Source organism: Streptomyces morookaense (genome assembly GCF_013030945.1).
Lineage (GTDB): Bacteria > Actinomycetota > Actinomycetes > Streptomycetales > Streptomycetaceae > Streptomyces > Streptomyces morookaensis.
In genome coordinates this window covers 14677-31398 of the sequence record NZ_JABBXF010000049.1, presented here as the reverse complement: position 1 = coordinate 31398, position 16722 = coordinate 14677, and the positions used below count along the sequence as shown (strand labels likewise).

Annotated in this window: 9 protein-coding genes; 3 read left to right on the top strand and 6 right to left on the bottom strand. The window is 72.7% G+C overall.

Features of this window, described 5'->3' with window-relative positions:
• Positions 1 to 384: 384 nt before the first annotated feature.
• Together HG542_RS21555 and HG542_RS21550 are read right to left on the bottom strand one after the other, a co-directional pair.
• Positions 385 to 1890: an MFS transporter gene (locus HG542_RS21555; protein WP_171083932.1), complete on the bottom strand. Its 1506-nt coding sequence runs from the start codon at positions 1888 to 1890 to the stop codon at positions 385 to 387.
• Entirely contained in the window at positions 1887 to 2447 is a 561-nt protein-coding gene (locus tag HG542_RS21550; protein ID WP_171083930.1) for a gamma carbonic anhydrase family protein, read from the bottom strand. The genes HG542_RS21555 and HG542_RS21550 overlap by 4 nt, the downstream gene beginning before the upstream one ends.
• A 235-nt stretch (positions 2448 to 2682) precedes the next feature.
• Between HG542_RS21550 and HG542_RS21545 the strand changes: the two genes are divergently transcribed.
• Entirely contained in the window at positions 2683 to 10191 is a 7509-nt protein-coding gene (locus HG542_RS21545; RefSeq protein WP_171083928.1) for a type I polyketide synthase, read from the top strand.
• 18 nt (positions 10192 to 10209) lie between these two features.
• Here HG542_RS21545 and HG542_RS21540 read toward each other — a convergent pair whose 3' ends face one another.
• The 4 genes from HG542_RS21540 to HG542_RS21525 all read right to left on the bottom strand — a co-directional run bounded on the left by HG542_RS21540 (position 10210) and on the right by HG542_RS21525 (position 14683).
• A complete protein-coding gene (locus HG542_RS21540) occupies positions 10210 to 11430 on the bottom strand; it encodes a cytochrome P450 (RefSeq protein ID WP_171083926.1) in 1221 nt (406 codons plus the stop codon).
• Positions 11431 to 11540: 110 nt separating this feature from the next.
• Positions 11541 to 13094: an RICIN domain-containing protein gene (locus HG542_RS21535; RefSeq protein ID WP_171083924.1), complete on the bottom strand. Its 1554-nt coding sequence runs from the start codon at positions 13092 to 13094 to the stop codon at positions 11541 to 11543.
• Positions 13095 to 13198: 104 nt separating this feature from the next.
• The gene (locus HG542_RS21530) at positions 13199 to 13735 is read right to left on the bottom strand and encodes a hypothetical protein (protein WP_171083922.1); all 537 of its coding nucleotides are present in this window, start codon (positions 13733 to 13735) and stop codon (positions 13199 to 13201) included.
• Positions 13736 to 13903: 168 nt separating this feature from the next.
• Positions 13904 to 14683: a TioE family transcriptional regulator gene (locus HG542_RS21525; RefSeq protein WP_171083920.1), complete on the bottom strand. Its 780-nt coding sequence runs from the start codon at positions 14681 to 14683 to the stop codon at positions 13904 to 13906.
• A 58-nt stretch (positions 14684 to 14741) separates the two neighbouring features.
• On the opposite strand from HG542_RS21525, the gene HG542_RS21520 reads away from it, so the two are divergent.
• Both HG542_RS21520 and HG542_RS21515 read left to right on the top strand, forming a co-directional pair.
• Entirely contained in the window at positions 14742 to 15977 is a 1236-nt protein-coding gene (locus HG542_RS21520; RefSeq protein ID WP_229922790.1) for an erythromycin esterase family protein, read from the top strand.
• Between the two features lie 84 nt (positions 15978 to 16061).
• Positions 16062 to 16619: an RICIN domain-containing protein gene (locus HG542_RS21515; protein WP_171083916.1), complete on the top strand. Its 558-nt coding sequence runs from the start codon at positions 16062 to 16064 to the stop codon at positions 16617 to 16619.
• The last annotated feature ends 103 nt before the right edge of the window (positions 16620 to 16722 follow it).

Here is a 16722-nt window from a genome sequence, read left to right as displayed (position 1 = left end):
TTCCGCCTCGTCCGGTGCCGCGTCAGCGGATGCCGACGGACCGGGGCGTGAGTCCGGTCCATCGGCATCCTGGGGGTCAGTTGACCCAGACGCTGCCGACCGTCCCCTTGTAGCTTTGCCCGCCGCTGAGTGTCGTGACGTACTTTCCGCAGTTCGAGTCCGAGTACACGCCGATCAGGACGCTTGACTGATTGGTCACGCCACTTGCCGGACTGGGCTGTGGGACCAGGCAATCCTGATCAGGCGGGCCGCTCCAGGTCTGCTGGTACCCGTTCTCAGGTGTGCCGGAAGGGCTGGGCTGGTGGTGGCGCCATGACAGCCCATACCGTCAACCTCAAGACAGGGGTCGTCCAAATAATTCATCCGATCCGGCGTATGGGTGTGTTAATCGCCCTTGCGCACCCGCAACAGAACCACCGCCACCAGCAAGGTGCACGCCATGGCCAACGCCCCGCAGCGCAAGGCCAGATGGAGGCCGTCGATGAAAGAATCCTGCACCCAGCCAGCCGCCGGATGGCGGCCGTCGAAGCCACGGCCCGGGCCGCCGTCGACAGCCGCGTCCGCCAAGTGCCGTGCCTCGGCCTGCGGCAACCCGGCATCCGTCGCCCGGTCGCGCAGGGCGGTGCGCATCCGGGTGGTCAGGACGGCACCGAGTGCGGCGACGCCGACGGCGCCTCCGACCTCGCGGAGAGTGTCGACGACCGCGGAGGCCGAGCCCGCACGGGCAGCCGGGGCGCGTTCGACCATCGTGATGACGGTGGGCACGAACAACAGGCCGGCCCCCGCCCCGAGGACCGGCAACAGCCACCCGTAGTCGGCGTAGGCCGCACGCCGGCCGTAGCGGCTGAGCCCCAGCAGGGCCAGCGTGTTGAGCGCCAGGCCCGCGCTCAGCGGCACGCGCACCCCGTACCGGCCGGTGAGCAGCGCCGCAACCGGAGACGTCAGGGCGATGAAGGCCGAGGCCGACAGGAACACCGCGCCTGCTCCGGCGGCCGACCAGCCCAGGATGCCCTGCAGGTAGAAGGTGAGGAAGAAGATCGAGCCGAACAGGCCGGCGCTGGAAGTGAAGACGGCTGCGGCCGCCGCCCCGGACGGTCTGTCGCGGAACAACGCCAGGTCCAGCATGGGCTGTTGCCCGCGCGCCTCCACGACGACGAACGCGGGCAGCGCCATGGCGGCCATGGCCAGGGCGGCCAGGACGGGCGGCGTGTGCCAGCTGTCGACGGGTCCTTGGACCAACGCGTAGACGAGGCTGCCCAGTCCGCAGACGGCAAGCACTTGTCCGGCGGGGTCCCAGCGCAGCGGTACGGCCGCCGGTCGTGGCAGCACGCGGACGGCGGCCGCAAGAGTCGCCGCTCCGACCGGCAGGTTGATCCACATGACGCTGCGCCAGCCGAGCGTGCTGGTGAGGGGGCCGCCGATCGCCGGTCCGAGGGCGACGCCCAGGCCACCTGCCGCGCCGCGCATCCCCAGGGCCCTGGTGCGTGCGGCGCCGTCGGTGAAGACGTGGCGCAGCAGGGCGGTGCCGGCGGGCAGGACCACGGCCGCGCCCAGTCCCTGGACGACGCGTCCGGCCACGAGCAGGCCCCAGTCGCCGGCCGCGGAGGCGAGCGCCGAGCCGGTCATGAAACCGAGCAGGCCCGCGACGAACGCCCGGTGCTGTCCGAGTCGGCCGCCGACGACGCTGGCGGAGAGCAGGGTCGCGGCGAAGACGAGGGTGTACGCGGCGACCACCCACTGCAGCTTGCTGACGCCGGCGTCGAGCTCCGCCGCGATGCTGGGGAGGGCGTTGTTGACGGCGAGGTTGTCGAGCATGGCCATGAAGACGGCGGCGCACACCACGGCCAGGGCGGCGCGGGGGTGGCGCGAGGTGTGTGCGCCGGTCGTCATCGCGGTCGTCCCCGGGGCTGGTGGAGGCGGGCCAGCCCCAGGTAGGAGCGGGCGGCGGCGGTGATGAGGTCGAGGTCGGCGGGGGTCGCGGTGCGGATCACGGTGGCGGTGGGGCCGGCCACGACGGACCGGGCGGGGATGTGCCGGCCCTGCGGTACGACGGTGCCGGCCGCCAGCAGGCAACCGGGGCCGATGCGGCTGCCGTCGAGGACGATCGCACCCATGCCGACGAGGACGTCGTCGGCCACGGTGCAGCCGTGCAGGACGGCGTTGTGGCCGATGGTGACGCGAGCACCGATGCGCACGGGGTAGCCGGGGTCGGCGTGGAGGACGGCGCCGTCCTGGACGTTGGCCTCCTCGCCGACGTCGACGGCATCGAAGTCGGCCCGCAGCACGGCGTGGTACCAGATGCCGGCCCGCTCCCCCACCGTGACGTTTCCGGCCAGGACCGCGGTGGGTGCGACGAAGGCGGTGGACGGGATCCCGGGCGCGCGTCCGGCGACCTCGCGGACGAGCGGTGCACCGCTTCCCGTACGGACTTCTTCCCTGCGTTCCATACGGCCCCCGGTCCTGCCGTCCCTGCCCCTCGCTCCCGCTCGTGGAGGGGCTGCCCACCGGCGGGACGAATAATGCGCAATCCACACGAACAGGGGAGTAACCGAACTCTTTTATGTCTCTCGTGGGTTGAGGATTGCTCCCTATGCTGGCAGGAGCTCCTGGGTTGCTGCCCGGCCCTGCGGTCCCGCCACTTCGCACCGTCGCAGCAGTACCGACCGAGGGGGCTCCGTCACCATGTCTTCCGAAATTCCACCTGCCGGAGCCGGGCCGAGTGCTGCCGTCGCCGTCGTCGGAGCGGCCTGTCGGCTGCCCGGCGGGGCCGACACCCTCGACGCCTACTGGTCCCTCCTGGCGGCGGGCCGGGATGTCACCGGTCCCGTGCCGCCCGACCGTTTCGATGCCGCCCGCTGGGCCGATCCCGACCCGCGGCGCCCCGGCAAGGCGTACGCCCTGCGCGGCGGATTCCTGAGTGGCCTTCAGCAGTTCGACGCGGGGTACTTCGGCCTCTCGCCCCGTGAGGCCGCGCGTATCGACCCGCTGCACCGCATGGTCCTGGAGATGGCCGTGGAGGCCGTCGACGCCGCCGCGCCCGGGCCCGGGGCCCTGGCCGGTTCGGACACCGGCGTGTACGTCGGCGTGTCCAGCCAGGCGTTCTCCTTCCTCCAGGCACAGGACCCGGACTCCTTCGACGCCTACACCATGACCGGCGGCGCCACCGCCAACACCGCCAACCGCGTCTCCCACGCGCTCGACCTGCACGGCCCCAGCCTGGCGGTCGACACCGCGTGCTCCTCGGCGCTGGTGGCGGTGCACCACGCCTGCGAGGCCCTGCGCACCGGGCGCTGCGGCACGGCGCTGGCCGCCGGGGCCCATGTGCTGCTGAGTCCCATGGAGTTCGTGGGGTTCGCCAAGGCGTCGATGCTCTCCCCCACCGGCCGCTGCCGCCCCTTCTCCGCCGGAGCCGACGGCTATGTCCGTGCGGAGGGCGGCGGCCTGGTCGTCCTCAAACCGCTGGCCCGCGCGCTGGAGGACGGCGACCGGGTGCTGGCCGTGATCCTCGGCAGCGGCGTCAACACGGACGGGCACACGCCGGGTCTGGCCCAGCCCAGCGCCGATGCCCAACAGGCCCTGCTGCGCGAGGTGTACGAGAGCGCGGGCATCCGGCCGGAGGAACTCTCCTATGTGGAGATGCACGGCACCGGCACCCCGGTGGGCGACCCGGTGGAGTGCCGGGCGGTGGGCCGGGCGCTGGGTGCTCGGCGCGCCGCGGACCGTCCGCTGCCGGTCGGCTCCGTCAAGGGCCAGCTCGGACACCTCGAACCGGCGTCCGGCATGGCCGGGTTGCTCAAGGCGCTGCTGATCCTTCGGCACGGGCAGGTGCCGGCGAGCCTGTATGCGAGCCCGCTCAACCCGGACATCGACTTCGCGGGCCTGCGCCTTGCCCCGGCGGTGGAGGCCGGCCCGTTGCAACTCCCGCCCTGCGGGCGGGCGGTGGTCGGCGTGAGCTCCTTCGGTTTCGGCGGCGCCAACGCCCACGTGATCCTCGCCGAGCCGCCGCAGGAGGCCGCCCCGGCCTCCCGGCCGGACCGCGGCACGCGGCTGCCGGTGCTGGTGTCCGCCCGTACCCCCGCCGCGGTCGCCGCGGCCGCCGGCCGCATGGCCGAGCGCCTGCGCCACTGCCCGCCGGAGGAGTTCTACGACCTGGCGTACACCGCCTGCGTCCGCCGCCCCCGGCACGAGTACCGCGCCGTTGCTCTGGCCACCGCACCGGACGAGGCCGCCGCGCAGTTCGAAGCCCTGGACGCCGGGGACGACGCCCGGGACGATGCAGCCCCTGCGGTGACGGAGGCGGCCGACGGGGCACAGGTCGCCCTGGCCTTCTGCGGGAACGGGGCCCAGTGGGACGGCATGGGCCGGGACCTGCTGGAGGCCGAGCCCTCCTTCCGCACCGGCGTGGCCGAGGCCGACGAGGCCCTGCGCCCGCTGCTCGGCTGGTCCGTACTGCGGGAGCTGACCGCGGACGCCGACGAGCGGCGGCCGGGGACCACCGACGTGGCCCAGCCCCTGCTCTTCGCCGTGCAGGTGGGGCTGGTGTCCGTTCTGCGCGCGCACGGCATCCGGCCGGCGGGCGTCGTCGGTCACAGCGTCGGCGAGATGGCCGCGGCCTGGACGGCCGGGGCGCTCGATCTCGACTCCGCGGCCCGGGTCGTGGTCGCGCGCTCCCGGGCCCAGGCGACGACGGAGGGCGACTGGGCCATGGCCGCCCTCGGCGCGGGGCCCGAACAGGCCGGGCAGTGGCTGGCGGCGTACGGGGGCGCGGTGGAGATCGCCGCGGTCAACAGCGCCGGGGACGTGACCGTCAGCGGGGACCGGGCCGCCGTGGCGGACCTGGGCCGCAGAGTGACGGCCGAGGGCGTCTTCTTCAGGGAACTGGGGATGCGTTACGCCTTCCACAGCCGCGTCATGGATCCGCTGCGCGCGGGCCTGCTGGACGACCTGGCCGGACTGAAGCCCCGTCAGGCACAGCTGCGGTACGCCTCCGCCACGACCGGCACACTGCTGGCCGGTGGTGAACTGGACGCCGCCTACTGGTGGCGCAACCTGCGGCAGCCGGTGCTGTTCGCCACCGCCGCGGCGCGGCTGCGCGAGGCGGGCTGCCGCATCTTCGTCGAGGCCGGCCCGCACCCGGTGCTCTCCGGCTACCTGCGCCACCCGCCCGGCCCCGGGCAGAAGCCGCCCGCGAGCAGCGTCGTACCGATGATGCGCCGGAACGCGCAGGGCCCGGCGGGTGTCCGCGCGTGTCTCGCCCGGCTGCTGGCCGCCGGGGTCCACGCCGACACCGGCGTCCTCTTCCCCCGCCGCGGCCGCGTGGTCGCGCTGCCCGGCTATCCCTGGGAGCGCTCCCGACACTGGAACGGCGCGCCGGAGTTGTGGACGCGGGGCTGCGGCGACGGCACACTGGATCACCCGCTGCTGGGCGAACGCGCGGCGCTCGCCGAACCCGCCTGGCACGGTCCCTTCGAACCGGGCCCGGTCCCGTGGCTGGCCGACCACAAAGTCGGCGACGCCGTGGTCATGCCGGCCGGCGGACTGGCCGGCATGATCCTCGAGGCGGGGCGCCGGATGCACGAAAAGCCCGTGGAAATCCTCCACTTGACGATTCCGCAGGCCCTCGTCCTGCCCTTCGACGCCGCGGACACACGCCGGCTGGAGATCCAGACGCTGCTCTCCCGCCGGGACGGCACCGTGCGCATCGCCTCCCGCACCGGCCGCGACGGCGCCTGGCAGGACCATGCGCGCGCCCGCGTCAGGCGGCTGTACGCGCCGACCCCGCCGCTCCTCGACGTCGACGCGCTCACCGCCGCGCTCCCCCGGCAGCACGACCCCGCGAAGCAGTACGCGATCGCCGCCCGCCGGGGCCTGCACTACGGCCCGGCCTTCCGCGTCATGGACGCCCTGCGCTCCGACGGCTCCCGCGTGCTGATGACGTACACGGCCCGTACCGACACCACCGGATACGAAGCGCATCCCACCCTCCTGGACGGCGCCCTCCAGGCGGCCTCCCCCGTCCTCGAGGCCCGCACGCCCGCCGGTTCCCGGTTCCTGCCGGTGTCCTTCGACCGTATCCGCGCCTGGCGGCGGGTGCCCTCCGCCGGCCATGTGCTGGTGCATGTACGGGCCGTCTCCGACCGCGAAGTGCTGCTCGACGCCACCGTGCTCGCCGCCGGCGGCCTGGTCTGCCTCACTGCGGAGGGGTGCCGGCTCCGCCGGTTCGACGAGGACGCCCGGCTGCCGGGACTGGTCCGCACCACGGTGCTGCGGGCCGCGCCCCGGCCCGGCCCTGCCCGGGAGCCCTGGGACATGCCCACGCCCGGGACCCTCGCACGGCACTGCGAGGACCGGCTGCGGCAAGCCGCCACGACGTGGCACCGCGACGGAGGACCGGCCGTCTTCACGGTGGCCCGGGAACTGACGGCGCACTTCACCGCCCGCTCGGTACGGGACCTGCTGCACGGCACGGGCGGCGCGGAGCGCCCGTTCACGGTGCAGGACCTGGTGCGCGCCGGGGCGATGGCGCAGTACATCCCTCTGGTGGGCGTGCTGCTCGACAATGCGCATGCCCATGGCCTCGTCGCGCCCGTGGCCGCGGTGGGCGGCGCATGGCGACTGTCGGCGACGGGACGGCCCGAGGAGCGCTTCGCGGCTCTGCTCTCCGATCATCCCGGACTCGCTGTGGAACTGACCCTGTTGGGCCGGTGCGGCCGGCAGCTGACGGCCCTGCTGCGCGGTGAACGCGACCCGGCGGAGCATCTCTTCTCCGAAGCCAACCGGCACTTGCTCGAAGCGCTGTACACCGACGGCGGGACGGCGGCGCACACCAACCGTGCAGCCCGCGCCGCCGTGCGCGCGCTGGTGGACCAGTGGCCCGTGGACCGGCCACTGCGCATCCTGGAAGTCGGTGCGGGTACGGGCGGCACGGCGGCATACCTGCTGCCCGAACTGCCGCCCGAGCGCACCCGGTACGCCTACACCGACGTGTCGTCCGCCTTCTTCCCCCGGGCCCGGAACCGCTTCGAGGCCCACGACTTCGTCACGTACGCCACGCTCGACCTCGATCGCGACCCGGTGCAGCAGGGCTTCGCCGAGGGCGGCTACGACCTGGTGGTGGCGAACGACGCCCTGCACACCGTCCGCCGGCTGCGCCCCGCGCTCGGCCACGTCGCCCGCCTGCTGGACGACGACGGCCTGCTGCTGGCCGTGGAGGCACACGACGTGGCGGGCCTGGCCCTGATCTTCGGGTTGTTGCCCGACTTCTGGCACCAGGAGGACAGGGAGCTGCGGCCGTGCGGCCCGTTGCTGCCGGCCGGCGGCTGGCGGCAACTGCTCAAGGAGACGGGCTTCCGGCAGGCGGTCCCGCTCGCAGAACCGGACGGCGACGGTAACGGCGTCCCGTTCTCCGTCCTCCTGGCCCGGCGGCCCGCCCGCACCGCCCGGGCATCCGCTCCGGAACCTGTTGCCGGGGACGGCAGTTGGGTCGTGGCCGCCGAGCCGGCACGGGATGCGCTGGCCGCGGCCGTGGCGGCCCGTCTGTCCGGGCCGGGCGGGGCACGCGTACGGCGCGTCACGCTGAACCGCGAACAGGACTGGGCCGGGACGCTGTCCGCAGCATCGCCTGCCACCGGCGTGGTGCTGCTGCTGGGCGAGGACGCACCGGCAGGCAGTCCGGACGACGGCCTGCCGGACACCGAGCGGGCCCTGCGGCACACCGCGTTCCTGCGCGCCGTGGCGGAAGCCGCCCGGCGCCGGGCCGAGGAGACGGAAGCGGCAACTCGGCTGCACCTGTGGCTCGTCACGCCGCCCACCGGCGCCCTGCCCGCCCCGGAACACCCGCTCGCCCCCACCGCCGCCTGTGCCTGGGGCGTGGCCCGCACCCTCGGCAACGAATACCCCGACCTGGCGGTGCACCGCGTCTCCCTCGCCCCCACCGACACGGACACCGATGCCGGCCGGCTCCTCGCCGAACTCACCGTCCCCGGTGAGGAGGACGAGATCGTGCTGACGCGCCGGGGGCGCTTCGTGCCCCGCGTGCGGCAGGAAGCGGACGTGGCGCAGCGGGTGCGGCCGACCGCCGCGTCCTCGTACGCGCTGCGCCTGCGGGAGCCGGGCCGCTCGTACCGGCTCGACTGGTCGCCTGTGCCCGTACCGGCCGCGGGACCGGGCGAGTTGACGGTCGCCGTGCACGCGGCTGCCCTCAACTACAGGGACGTGCTCCAGGCCCTCGGCGCCGTCCCGCTCGACGAACAGCAATACGACGCCGACGGCCGGGCCTTCACGCTGGGCATGGAGTGCGCCGGCACGGTCGTCGCCGTCGGCCCGCACGTCGCCGGGTTCTCTCCGGGCGACCGGGTGCTGGCATTCGGGCAGGGGGCGCTGCGCTCCCATGTCACGGTCCCCGCGGCCCTGGCCGGCCGCATCCCCGACGGCATGGGCTTCTGTCCGGCGGCCACCGTGCCGGTGGTCTTCCTCACCGTGCACCACTGCCTGCACGATCTGGCCCGACTGGCGCCCGGGGAGACCGTGTTGGTGCACGGTGCCGCGGGCGGCGTGGGGCTGGCGGCCCTGCAGTACGCGCAACGGGCCGGCGCCCGCGTGGTGGCGACGGCGGGCAGCGCCACCAAGCGCGACCTGGTCCGGCTGCTGGGTGTGCGGCACGTGCTGGATTCGCGGGCCCCGGATTTCGCCGAGCGCGTCCTGGCCGTCACCGGCGGCCACGGCGTGGACGTCGTCCTCAACTCGCTGTCGGGCGAAGCGATGTCACGCGGTCTGGAGGTGCTGCGGCCGGGCGGGCGCTTCGTCGAGATCGGCAAACGGGACCTGTACGACGACGGGGCGCTGCCGCTGCGCCCGTTCCTGAACAACGTCGGCTTCAGCGCCGCCGACCTCGCCGGGCTCGTCCGGGCGCGGCCCGAGGCGGCAGCGGCGTGCTTCGGGACGGTGGCCGAGCGCGTGCGGGACGGCGACTACCGGCCCCTGCCGCACCACGTGTACCCCGCCGAGCGGATCGCCGAGGCCTTCGAGGTGCTCCAGCACTCCCGGCACGTGGGCAAAGTGGTGGTCTCCCTGGAGGAACCTCCGCCGCTGCGCGTGACGCCTCCGCCCTACGTGCCGGATCCGCACGGTACGTACCTGATCACCGGTGGGCTGAGCGGGTTCGGGGCCGCCACCGCGCGGTGGCTGGCCGATCGGGGCGCCCGGAGCCTGGCACTGGTCGGCCGGCGCGGGGCCGCCACGCCCGAAGCACCGGAGCTGCTGGCGTCCTTGCGGGAACGCGGCGTTGACGTCACCGTGCACGCCGCGGACGCTGCCGATGCGGCATCAATGGCCGCTGTGCTCGAGGCCGTTGATGCCGCCGGCCGCCCGCTGCGCGGTGTGGTGCACGCCGCCATGGTGCTCGACGACGCCCCGCTCGCGGAACTGACCACCGACCGGGTGCGCAGGGTGATCGGCCCGAAGGCCGGGGGTGCGGCCGTCCTCGACCGTCTGACCCGCGGCCGTGACCTGGATCTGTTCCTGCTGTACTCGTCGGCCGCGGCCCTGGTGGGGACGCAGCACCAGGCCGCGTACAACGGTGCCAACCTCGCTCTGGAGGCCCTGGTCCGGGCCCGCCACGCCGCGGGCCGCCCCGGTCTGGCCGTCGCCTGGGGTGCTGTGGCCGACGTCGGTTACGTCGCCCGGCACGGCCTGGACGGCTTCATGCGCCGGATCGGCTTCGGCCCGATGGACCCCGGCGAGGCGCTGAACACCCTGGCCGCCGTGCTGGGGCGCGGCGACGACGGTGCCGCAGTGGCCCGCATCGACTGGGGCACGGCCCGGCATGTCCTGCGCACGCTGGACGCACCGCGCTTCGCCGCCGTACGGCCCGAGGGGGACGCACCCGGCGGCCGGGACCGCGCAGGGCTGTTGCGCGACCTGGCGACGGCCTCGCCGGAGGAGGTCCACGCACGCGTGGTGGACCTCCTCACCGACAGCCTCTGCCGCATCCTGCAGACCACCCCCGACCGGGTACCCGCGGATCAGCGCCTGGACCGGCTGGGCCTCGACTCGCTCATGGGCGCGGAGCTGATGACCGCCATCCACCAGCGCCTGGGCTGCGCCCTGCCCGCCGTGGAGATCCTCGACAGCGCGACCGTCACCGACCTGGCCCGACGCTGCGTCAGGAGACTGAAGTCGGAAGGGAGTTGACGGTCGACCACTGCCCGCTCAGCCGTCCGCCTCGGGACGCTCGGTCAGCACCACGGGGAGCCGTTCCACACCGCGCAGCATGACCGTGTCGCGGTACCGGACGGGTTCGCCGGTGAGGGCGGGGCGGCACCGGGCGAGGTCGGTGAGCAGCGCCTGCGCCTGGGCCCGTACCAGTCCCGCGCCCAGGCAGAAGTGCTCGCCCCGGCCCAGTGCGAGGTGTTGCGGGGCTCGGGTGACGTCGAGCCGGTGGGGGTCGGGGAACACCTCCGGGTCGCGGTTGGCGGCGCCGGGCAGAATGCCCACCACGGTGCCCGCCGGGACGTGGCGGCCGACCGCATCCGTGTCGCGCAGGGCGATCCGGGTCATGATCTGGACGGTGGGGTCGTACCGCAGGACCTCCTCCACCACGTCGGGCGCGCACGAGGGGTCGGCCTGCAGCCGGGCGAACTGGGCCGGGTGGCGCAGCAGGGCGTGCAGCCCGTTCGCCATCAGGTGGACGGTGGGTTCGAAGCCGGCGATCACCAACTGACCCAGAGCGGTGACGATTTCCGGGCCGGTCAGGGCCGTGCCGTCGGGGCCGGGGGCCACGAGGGCGCTCACCAGGTCGTCACGGGGGACCCGGCGGCGTTCCTCGACGAGCTCGCCGAGGTAGTGGGCGAAGTCCAGCCGCGCGGTGGCGAGGCGGGCGGTGTTCTCCTCGTCGCGCAGTGCGGGCGGGTCGAAGCCCCCGGTCAGGCCGACCAGCGGCCCGTACCAGCGGGGCCGGTCGTCCATGGGCACCCCGACCAGGGCGCAGATGAGCTCGAGGGCGAGGGGGAGGGCGAGTTCGCTCACGGCTTCGGCCTCGCCCCGGGCGGCCGCTGCGCACACCAGCTCCCCCGTCCGGTGCCGGATCGCCGGCCGCAGCCGCTCGACGGCCCGGGCGCTGAACGGCCCGCCGACCCGGGCGCGCCGCCTGCGATGCTCGGGCGGGTCGACGAGCAGGAACGACTGCGATTCCAGCGCGCCGGCCCCGAGCCCGAAGCTCGGGTCGCCGAGGATCGCGGTGGCCGCGTGATATCCGGTGACGACCAGCACGCCGTCGGCCAGGGACGCCACGGGCCCTTCTGCGCGCAGGAGTTCGTAGAACGGGTACGGGTCGGCGCGGAATGCCTCGCCCCGGACGTCGAAGGGGAGGTGACGCCAGAAGTCCTCCGGTACCGCGATGCCGGGGGGTTGCGGTTGTGGTTCACGGGTCATCACCGGGAGCATTCCCCGGGGGCGGGTGGTGAATCCGGCGCGAAGAACACAGCGTCCCCCGCCCGGTCACGGGCAGTGGGACGCTGTGTTCGGCAGTGCAGTGGGTCAGGTCATCTGGTGCATTCGGCGAGGCCGATGATGAGGCCGCCGAAGACTCCGCCCAGGACGGCTTCGGGCTGTCCGAGGGCAGCACCGAGGAGGCCGACGGTGGCTCCCTCGCCCATCTTGTCCCCGATGCAGTTCATGCGGCCCCTCTTGTCGGAGGCCGCGGCGGCCGCGGCGGGCCGCAGCATGGCGGCCGTCTTCATCAGGGTCTTCTTCGCGGCGGCCGGCGTGGCGGCTGCTGCTCTCACCGAGAAGACCGGGGGGCTCATGGTGCCGGTGACCGTGTCGCCGGTGACGCCTTCGACGGTCTGGGTCACCGTGTTGCCGGAGACGGTCAGGCCGACCTTGTGGGTCGTGCCATTGGTGTCCTTCAGCGTGGTGGGGAGGATGGTGGCGACAGTGCCGTCGGAGTCCGTCGCGGTGACGGTTCCGTCGGACGACGTCACCCGGCTTCCCGCAGGAAGGCTGAAGGTCTTCGTCGTGGTCGTGGCGAAGGTCTGCGGCTTCACATCAGGACTGGTCGTACTGCCGCTGCTGCCGGACGGGTCGGTGCTGGTGCGGGCGACGTACATGGTGGATCCGGCCGTCGAGTTGACGACGGGGACGGTGACGGTCGCGTCCATGGTCCACGGCTGGTTGTCGGTGTTGAACGTCCATGTGCCGGTGACCTTCTTGCCGACGGCCGCGAAGTCGACCCAGGCGTAGTTCTTCGCCGGGACGTCCACGGCGATGCCGTTGATCGTCGTCTCGTCGGAGGTGTACACCGTCGTGGCGGTCAGCTGGCTGGAGATCATCGCCTGGACCTGGGCGGAGACACCGACGGAGGTCGACAGGCCCGCGGAGAACGCCTGCGACCATCCGGAGTGGTAGATGGTGGTGAAGACCTGCTTCATCGGGGCGCCGGTGTCGTTGTACCAGACCGACGATGCGGGCTGGCGGGGCAGGACTTCGGGCTGGCCTTCGGACTTCTGCGTCCACGAGCAGGTGGAGGTCTTCTTGGAGCACAGGTCGGCGTAGTAGTCGAGGGCGAGCTTCCGCGCCTCGTCCGCCTTCGCCGCGGGCACCGTCCATTCCTGGCTCGCGCTGCCGTTGCAGACGTTGGGCTGGGCGAGGATTCCCCACAGGTGCAGGCCGCCCCGGTTGTCCATGCACCACTCGGTGCCGCTGCGGTCGTCGCGGCGGACGATGCCGAACGTGTTGGGCTTGCCGTCGACGGGGCGGAAGTGCCACTGCTCGCCGTCCTTGCCGCAGGACTGCTGTACGGCGGGCTGGGTGGCGTAGATGCACTTCCCGGAGGAGGTGCTGGCGATGTTGAACGTGCCGGGGTCGCCGAGCTTGATCAGGCGCCAGTTCGTGTAGTTGGTGCCGTCGGGGGTGACGGAGATCTGGTTTCCGTCACCGTTGCCGGTCGCGTTGAGGGTGCCGTTGGGGTTGGTGAAGGTGTAGGCGTCACTCGTCGCGGCACTTGCCGGGGTGGCGGCGAGGACGGGCGCGCAGAGGGTCAGGGCGACGGCCGGGGCCGTGAAGAGTTTCACGGCTCTCTTTATGGATCTGTTCATGATCGCCTTCTGTGGTGGCTCCGTGTGGCTCCCGAACCATCGTGGAAGGCGTTGAAATACCGATGAAATCGCGATGAAGCGCGGCCCGGGGAATGCGGTACCCCTCAGTCCTCGCCCGCCTCGGACAGGGCGTCGGCGATCATGCGCGTGGCGAAGTCGGGGTCGCGGGTGAGGTGGTTGATGTGTTCCGCGAGCAGGAATGCGGTGACCTCCAGGGGAGTCATCTCCTCCCCGGTCCAGTACCCGTACTGCCTGCGCCACAGGTTGGGGCTCAGGCCGGTGCCCGCGGCGATGAGCAGGCCGGCCATGGTGGGGATGACTTCGGGGCGGACGCTCCTCGGCATCATGCGCATCGTGGCCACGAGGTCGGGCACCACGTACCCGATGACGTCCTTGTCCTGGTCCTCGTAGGCCATCCGCAGCCACTGCATGAACATGTAGATGAGCGTGCACGCACCGTCCAGTACGTCATTGGCTCCCCGCGGGCTCAGGGACGCGGTGAACTGGTCGATCAGCGCCTCGTGTTCGGGGTCGGTCTCGGTCTTGCCGTCGTAGACGGCCTTGAGCCGGGAGTCGATCATCATGAGCGCAGCGCCCACGTCGCCGGCGGGAGCATGGCAGGGGTCGCAGGGCGATGACACGGGATTCCTCCTTGTGCGACTGCGGCGGGCAGCGCGGCGTGTCCGTACAGTAGACCGCCGGCGAGGCGGGGGCCCGGCGAACGAGATGAAGGGCCCTCCTGGGACGGCAACGCGGATGGCTGCTACCGCTCATGAGGGTTCCGTTCGTCCCCACGTTCCGGTCGCCGCTCAAGTCGGCTGAACCGCAGCCTGGTTGACGCCGCCTGCGGCGCGCAGGTACGCCTCCAGCTCTGCAGCCCCGGTCAGCATCCTCCGCCCGCGGGCGGACAGCCGGCCGTGCCAGTCGCGCAGTGCGGCCTCCAGCGGCTCCAGCCCGCCGGCCGCCCGCACCTGGACGATCAGCGGGGCGATCTGCTCCAGCAAGTAGCCGCCCCGCCTGAGCTGGTGGGCCAGCCGGGCATCCCGTACGTCGGCCTCGTCGTAGACGCGGTACCCGGTCCGCGGGTCGCGGCGCGGGCGCACCAGCCCGGCGCGCTCCCATTTGCGCAGCGTCGCAGGCCGGATTCCGAGCTGTCCTGCCAGCGGCCCGATGAACGTGCCGCCGGCCCCGGGCACCACGGCCAGCTCGGGCCCCGCGCCGTGCCCGGGCGCCATGGTGGGTTCGAGGTCGCGGAGGGCGCTCTCCACGGCCCGCAGGGTCCGCCGGTCGTCGAGAAGCTGGGCGTGGCTCTCGTCGATGAGCCGGAACGCCTCGTCGACCGCGCCCCGGTTCACGGCTCGCATGATCGACGCCGCCGTGCGGTGACCGTGGCCGGGCACCAGGGCGAGAAACGCGCGCAGGGCACTCGCATGCAGCGAGGTATAGGTGCGGTAGCCGTGGGGTGTGCGGCCGGCGGCCGGAAGGATGCCGGCCGCCTCGTAGTTCCTGACCGCCTGCGTGGACAAACCGTGCCCGCGCGCCAGGTCAACCGGCCTGAGTCGATCGCCGTTTTGAAGGTTTCGCCCCATGAAATCGACGATATCGCGCACAAGTTTCAACCGAAGGTTCAACGATAGCGTTGAAGGCATGGCTACTGACGCTACTGACATCAAGGACGCCGTCCATGCCGTCGACGCTGCCGCCCTCATGAGGCTGCTCCCGGCCCGGCCCCGGCTGCTCGCCCTGGGCGAGCCCACCCACGGCGAGGACGCTCTGCTCGACGTGCGCAACGAGCTCTTCCGGCAGCTCGTCGAGCAGGAGGGCTACCGGACGATCGCGATCGAGAGCGACTGCATGAGGGGCCTGGTCGTGAACGACTACGTCACCTCGGGCACAGGCACCCTCGACGAGGTCATGGAGCACGGATTCAGCCACGGCTGGGGCACGTCGGCGGCCAACCGCGCCCTCGTGCGGTGGATGCGCGCCTACAACGCCCGCGCCGACCACGACGGCCGGCCCCCGTCCGAGCGGCTCCGCTTCGCCGGTTTCGACGGCCCGCTGGAGATCACCCACGCCGCGAGCCCCCGGCAGGCCCTCACCGCGCTCCACGGCTTCCTCGCGGCCCGGTTGGACGCGGACCTGCTCCCCTGCACCGCGAAGAGGCTCGACCACCTGCTCGGCGACGACGACCGGTGGACCGAGCCCGCCGCGATGACGGACCCGGCCCGCTCCGTGGGGCAGTCGGCCGAGGCCGGGCAGCTGCGGCTGCTCGCCGACGATCTGGTGGCGCTGCTGGACGCGCAGACACCGCACTTGACCGCGACGAGCTCGCGAAACGACTGGGACCGGGCGCGCCTGTACGAGCGCACCGCCACCGGCCTGCTGCGCTACCACCACTGGATGGCCGACACGTCACCGGCCCGTATGACGCGGCTGTGCGCGCTGCGGGACCTGATGATGTCCCAGACTCTCCTCGCCGTCGCCGAGCGGGGCCCGGCGTTCGTCCACGCCCACAACTCCCATCTCCAGCGGGAGAAGAGCACGATGCAGATGTGGGGCGGGCCGGTGCAGTGGTGGAGCGCCGGTGCGCTGGTGAGCGCCCGACTCGGCGAGGAATACGCCTTCGTGGCCACGGCTCTCGGCACGATCCGGCACCAGGGAGTGGGCGCCCCGCCCCCGGACACCCTCGAAGGACTTCTGTACGCGCTCCCGGAGAACCGCTGCGTCGTCGACACCGCGCGGCTGGCCACCGTCCTCGGCAGCACGCCGCCCGCCCTCCGCGTATCACCCTGGTTCGGCTACGCCCCGCTCGACCCGGCCCGCCTGGCGGGCAGCGACGGGATCGTGTTCGTCAAGGACATCCCACGCACCCCGACCCCTTGAGGCATGTCCCTGCCAAGAGTAAGTTCGCGGCCCGACCGGATGCGCCAATCGGCGTGGGCCCCGGCCTTCACAGAGGAGGGCACCATGGTCAACAAGCTCGGAACGCGCCTCGCAAGAGCAGCCGCCGCGCTGGCGGTCGCCTGCGGCGTCGGCGTGACCGGCGCCACCGCCGCCCACGCCGACGGCGGTACCGCCTACGGCTGGCAGATCGGACACGACTACATCATCGGCTCGCACTGGTCGGGCGGATGCCTCGACGACTCGAACGACTTCGGTCTGCGCACCTACGAGTGCAACCAGAACAGCGTCGACGGTGGCTGGCAGCGCTGGCGCGTCACCAACTGGTCCTCCGGCTACGGCCAGCTCAAGAACGTCAACACCGGCCGCTGCCTCGACTGGTCCGCCGACTTCGGCCTGCGCACCTACGACTGCAACACCCCCAGCTTCACCAACGGCTACCAGAAGTGGGCGCTGGAGTTTTTCACCACCAGTTACGGCTCCACCATCCAGGTGGTGCGCAACGGCATCAACGCCCCGTGGAACTGCCTCGACGAGTCCGAGTACGGCGTGCGCGGATATCCCTGCAACGACCCGTCGAAGAACTCCGGTTACCAGTCCTGGTGGGTCGACAACGCCTACTGAGGCGGGTTCCGAGTCGCTGTCCGGCCGCGTACCGCTTCTTGTCGTAGAGGTCGACGTGGTCGGCGCCCTCGATCCAGTGGAGTTGCAAGGTGCGGTACGCGAT

Bases quoted from the DNA above. Each gene is read 5' to 3' on its own strand.
- HG542_RS21555 (WP_171083932.1), bottom strand. From the start codon at position 1,890: ATGACGACCGGCGCACACACCTCGCGCCACCCCCGCGCCGCCCTGGCC.
- HG542_RS21550 (WP_171083930.1), bottom strand. From the start codon at position 2,447: ATGGAACGCAGGGAAGAAGTCCGTACGGGAAGCGGTGCACCGCTCGTC.
- HG542_RS21545 (WP_171083928.1), top strand. From the start codon at position 2,683: ATGTCTTCCGAAATTCCACCTGCCGGAGCCGGGCCGAGTGCTGCCGTC.
- HG542_RS21540 (WP_171083926.1), bottom strand. From the start codon at position 11,430: ATGACCCGTGAACCACAACCGCAACCCCCCGGCATCGCGGTACCGGAG.
- HG542_RS21535 (WP_171083924.1), bottom strand. From the start codon at position 13,094: ATGAACAGATCCATAAAGAGAGCCGTGAAACTCTTCACGGCCCCGGCC.
- HG542_RS21525 (WP_171083920.1), bottom strand. From the start codon at position 14,683: ATGGGGCGAAACCTTCAAAACGGCGATCGACTCAGGCCGGTTGACCTG.
- HG542_RS21520 (WP_229922790.1), top strand. From the start codon at position 14,742: ATGGCTACTGACGCTACTGACATCAAGGACGCCGTCCATGCCGTCGAC.
- HG542_RS21515 (WP_171083916.1), top strand. From the start codon at position 16,062: ATGGTCAACAAGCTCGGAACGCGCCTCGCAAGAGCAGCCGCCGCGCTG.